A 4421-nucleotide genomic window follows, 5' to 3' on the forward strand; every position below is an offset into this window, starting at 1 on the left:
TTGCGATAACCGGGTGGCCGCAGTTGATCTTCCATTTGAAAACGCGCTGTCGGCCACTCCGCGTTCATCGCTTGGTTCTGCCTTCTTGTGAATCGACGAGAGATCGCACAGTTTCTGCGTGCTCATGTGCGACAACGATCTTGTCAGGGTAAACCCAGACAACGAACTCTGGCTGGACGTCGTCGGTTTGAAGATAGATGATCCAGTCTTGTTTTGCATTCGACAAGACGTCTTGGATACCGAGAACCAGTCTTGGGAACGCCGCCACGGATTTATCACTATAGAGAACAACCGTACGTGACCGTGCGCCATTCCAGTTGAAAGGGATCGTGTAGTCGTCATCGGCATTGAAGTCAGATGCAAGTAGTATCTCAAGTTGCTTGTCTAGCCAATCCAATTCAGATGAGAGAAGGCCTTCGTTGGTGTTTGGCCCCCCTGAATTGAACGGTTGCTTCGTGTCGTAAATATCGAATGTTTCCAGATCGACGACATGCAAATCAAGTGAGGGCGCGTACCTAGGTTTCGCGGCGCGAAATTCTTCGTCCCAGGGTGAAAGGGAAGCCTTGAGTTTGACTAGCCCGTTCGGTTCTTCGCCGTTGCACCTGACATTCAACTCGTGAAGTGAAGTAAGCGTTTCTAATGGTGAAAGATCGAGTCTTCGGGCGTCGGTACTAATGTGAAGATCACGAAAGGCAGGCAATCCAGCCAGTGGCTGAAGTGACTTAATGCGCGAACTAATAATGTTTGTGTGCGTGAGTCCGTGCAGATCGCGTAGTGGCGCGAGGGAGTCGAATCGCCCTGACAGATTCACAAGATTCTGGAGCTTTGGGAAACGTTCCAGTCCATCGAGTTTGTTAACATCCGCTCCACGGATCACTCGAAGCTCAGGCATTTCAGGAAACCCGTCGAATGATTCAAAGGTCTCGAGTCCGAATTCGATTTTTCTCAAGTGCGGTAGTCGATTAAGTTGCGTGAACGCCTCAATTTGATCGGCGGAAATTGAGAGCTCACGCAAACAAGGAAGTTCTTCCAAAGGCGAGAAATTTGAAATAGGACAGTCTCCGAGATGGAGCTCTTCGATAGTTTTGCATTCGGCTAGAGGAGAAATATCTCTAACTGGATTCTTGTTGAGATGGAATCGCCTTAGCTCAGAGCAGGAGGCAATTGGAGACAAATCCGTTACCTGGTTATTGATCAAGACCAGCCCCGAAAGGTTCGGAAGAAATTTCAGTGCCGTAAGGTCTCGAACCGGTCGCTCGTCATCAGGCAAACGCTGAAAGCTGACCCAGGAAAGCGAATGCAATTCCTTGGCGGCAGGCCCAACGTGTTTGCGAGAGAACCTTGGCTTGTAGCTGGGGTTTCGACGAGCATCGCCCCGCTCGCCCCAATCGTCCCAGTAAGTTTCGTCGAAATTGCTGCGTACACGATCAATGAGCAGCTCAACGGTGTACGTTTCATCCGGTGTAAGGTCGGTCGAGAGTGCGTACTCCGAGAAAGATGTAGCGGTCATGTTTTGCGCGAACGATGGTTTATGGATTATAGCAATGCAGAGTAAGCACAGCGTCATCGCTACGTTAGAGTGAATCCATCGCATTGCAAATCGATCAGTTGCTGAGCTTTGGCGAGAATGTGTTTGGCAGAACGTCACCGATCACGGGGTGGCGACGAGAGATTCTCAATTGTCAAGAAACGCGACTTCGCCGCTCCCGTGCATCGGATTGTTCCCCGCAACTTTGGATCGACCATGACCGTAACCCGGTTGGCCCAAGCCCGGCGCTGTCGTTCAAGACGAATCCAAGCGTGAATCCGGAACTGAGTCGCACCGTGCAGTCCACCGCGTGCGGGTCATCGCATCCAGTGTACCCAATATCGTTACCAATGAGTATAGATTTGAGTTCTGCGAGCGGCATGTGCAAACGAAGTTTCCATGGATCAATTTTCATTGACGGTCCCCCGTCGAACAAATCGTCGCTGTCGCAGTGAACTAAAGTCAGAATGTCATTCGCAAAGTGGAATTCTGTTGTGCCGAAAACCCAAATGCAGCTAGCGTCTTTCCGGTCGACCAGAGTCGCTTTGGTAGCACTGCCCAGCGTGCGGCCAATCACGTGTCGTGATGTCCCAACGGCGAATGGACCGAGCGATCCGGTTCGCATCGCAGTGGAAAGCGAGACGTTCAATGCGGCCATAAATTTCAGTCGGGGAACGATCGCGATAACCGGGTGGCCGCGGTCGATCTTCCATCTGTAAACGCGCTGTCGGCCACTCCGCGTTCATCGCTTGGTTATGGCTAATTGATGTGACGAGTTTCCCCGACAAGCACCTTGCCGGTCAACACAACAAAAGTAACAGCATCTGCCGATAAAGCAGCATCACGAACATCTCCAAACAAAGGGTCGATCGTTGCCCCTGCAAATTTGCAATCCTCAAACGAACTGCCCCACGACGCGACTTTCATATTGCAGTCATGAAATTTGCATCTGATGAAATTCGCAACAAGGTGAGCGTTCCGAAACGACGTTCCAGAAAAATCACAGTCTGTAAAAGTGCCGACGAATGAGCAATTCCCAGTGCCAATTCTCCGGAAGGAACATTTGTCAAAGCGTCCATCGATGCGATGAAACACGCGTGCCCTGTCAAATGCAACTTGGTCGCATTGGACCCACGTCAACATGATCAATTGATCGACACCAAAGTCGTTGGCCGGTGATCGCGATTTTCCGAAATCGGCGTTAGACATGACCACACCGGATGCGCGCGTTAGCGGAAATTCACGATAGTCCGCTGCGTCGTCAGGCGTCATCCCGTGCGGTGACGATGGTAAGTCGACGGGACGTTGGCGTCCCTTGCCCTTTGGAATGAGCGTCGAGTTCACGGCAGTGATTTCTTCGTCAGTCCAGTTCATAGCCATAACGACCGGCATCACCGGGCGGTGGAAACCAGTGTGATTGGAAAGTGAAGTAGGTCTCCACCACCGCTCCGTGTGCATGCAATGGTTATGCGTTTCCGCGGCAGCCGTGCGCGATCGCGAGCATCGAGTGGAGCAGGTGTTCGATTGTCAGCCAAGCGATTCATTTCGATGAGAGTCGGTGAGGTCACGAGCGGCTGAGTGTCAGTCGGTTCAGCATCGACGAGTCATGGACGCGGTGTCGAACGTCGTTTCGGCACGGTTCGAACGCAATCGCGAGCATGTGTTTCACGCGGCATTTCGGAGCACGATATCATGCCGGTATCCAGCATCGGTTGGATCTGCAGTTAGCACCAATCGCGAGCATGAAGCTGAGCTTCTGTCTCACGCATAACGTCTGGCATAACCGGGCCGCCGCGGTTGATGCTCCATTTGAAAACAGCGGACCGGCGGCTCCGCGTTCATGCCATTGTTACCCAGCAAATTCAGGTTTGAATGTTGAGTCGATCGTAGTATTCCTGTGCGTCTGCAGCGTCTTCGGTATCTGGGAACCACGATGTCCCGGTTTCTTTTTGGATTGCGCTGGTCAGCATCCGCGCAGTCACGTACGCATCGCCAATGGCACCACATTGCCAGAATTGAATATGTTGATTTCCAATTTCGTGACGAAAGATGCGGCGTGCAACATTGAAGAAGCATCGGGCCCAGAACTGTTTTTCGTCGACAGTAGGGAAGCGTTCGTTGAGATCAAATCCGCAGCCGGGCCAATGTTCTGTTTCGTCCCATTTCTTCAGTTTGGCAACGTATCCCTTTTCTTCGTCAGTGCATGCATCGTCCGTCGCGACTTCTAAAGCAAATGCGATCAGCGAACTGAGTCGACGGTTCGCGACCCATAAATATTGTTCGCCAATTGAGATGTCACTTGCCATGCGTCGCTGAGTTTCGTTTTAGGTGGGTAACGTCCGCGATAACCGAGTCGCGGCGATTGATTTTCCATTGCCAAAAACAGCGACTCCGCGACTTCGGTTCATCGCATGGTTCGCCGCTTCATCGATCTTGCGCAAATCGCTTGATCTTGAGTTTGATTCCACGCTTCAAAGTTCTTCGGTCGTGGCTCTGCAAGTATGACACAGTCTTGTCAAAATCGACAACGGCCTTCTTGAGATCGGATGGGCTCAGGTCTAAGTCATCAATTCGCCACTCCGGGTACTTGTAGTGTATGAATGCGTTGCGTTGATCCGAAATTCGTTGAATAGCGTTGACGTGCTTCTTGGCGATCCGCTTTCCTCCCAGAACAGATGTCATCCAAGTGAGTTTGCCACGGATGTTCACATCTCGGATCATTTGTCTGATTTGTTCGTCAGCCAATTGTCCGTGGCGGATTGCCAGACAACGAACGTGCCAGTTGATCCAGTGTTCAACCCAAGTCGCGTAAAACGTTGCCGCATAAAGATAGTTTTCAGATCTGCATTCACGCTTGGCACGCTTGAGTAGTTCTGGCATATGGTCATGGATG

At 51.5% G+C, this 4421-nt stretch carries 4 protein-coding genes; all 4 read right to left on the reverse strand.

Annotated features, from left to right (window positions below):
- Nucleotides 1-64: 64 nt before the first annotated feature.
- Nucleotides 65-1594, reverse strand: a complete 1530-nt coding sequence (locus tag FHS27_RS30450; protein ID WP_184310193.1) for a leucine-rich repeat domain-containing protein — start codon at nt 1592-1594, stop codon at nt 65-67.
- A 693-nt stretch (nt 1595-2287) separates the two neighbouring features.
- The gene (locus FHS27_RS31775; protein ID WP_390854971.1) at nt 2288-2986 is read right to left on the reverse strand and encodes a pentapeptide repeat-containing protein; all 699 of its coding nucleotides are present in this window, start codon (nt 2984-2986) and stop codon (nt 2288-2290) included.
- 404 nt (nt 2987-3390) lie between these two features.
- Entirely contained in the window at nt 3391-3834 is a 444-nt protein-coding gene (locus tag FHS27_RS30460) for a hypothetical protein (RefSeq protein ID WP_184310197.1), read from the reverse strand.
- 118 nt (nt 3835-3952) lie between these two features.
- Nucleotides 3953-4421: hypothetical protein (locus FHS27_RS30465; RefSeq protein WP_221225510.1), on the reverse strand; the 469-nt coding region annotated here is incomplete at its 5' end.

The organism is Aporhodopirellula rubra (genome assembly GCF_014192335.1).
Taxonomy (GTDB): domain Bacteria; phylum Planctomycetota; class Planctomycetia; order Pirellulales; family Pirellulaceae; genus Rhodopirellula; species Rhodopirellula rubra.

What these genes read in the sequence shown, in the direction of transcription:
- FHS27_RS30460 (WP_184310197.1), bottom strand. Translation starts at nt 3,834, where the DNA reads ATGGCAAGTGACATCTCAATTGGCGAACAATATTTATGGGTCGCGAAC.
- FHS27_RS30450 (WP_184310193.1), bottom strand. Translation starts at nt 1,594, where the DNA reads ATGCGATGGATTCACTCTAACGTAGCGATGACGCTGTGCTTACTCTGC.
- FHS27_RS31775 (WP_390854971.1), bottom strand. Translation starts at nt 2,986, where the DNA reads ATGCACACGGAGCGGTGGTGGAGACCTACTTCACTTTCCAATCACACT.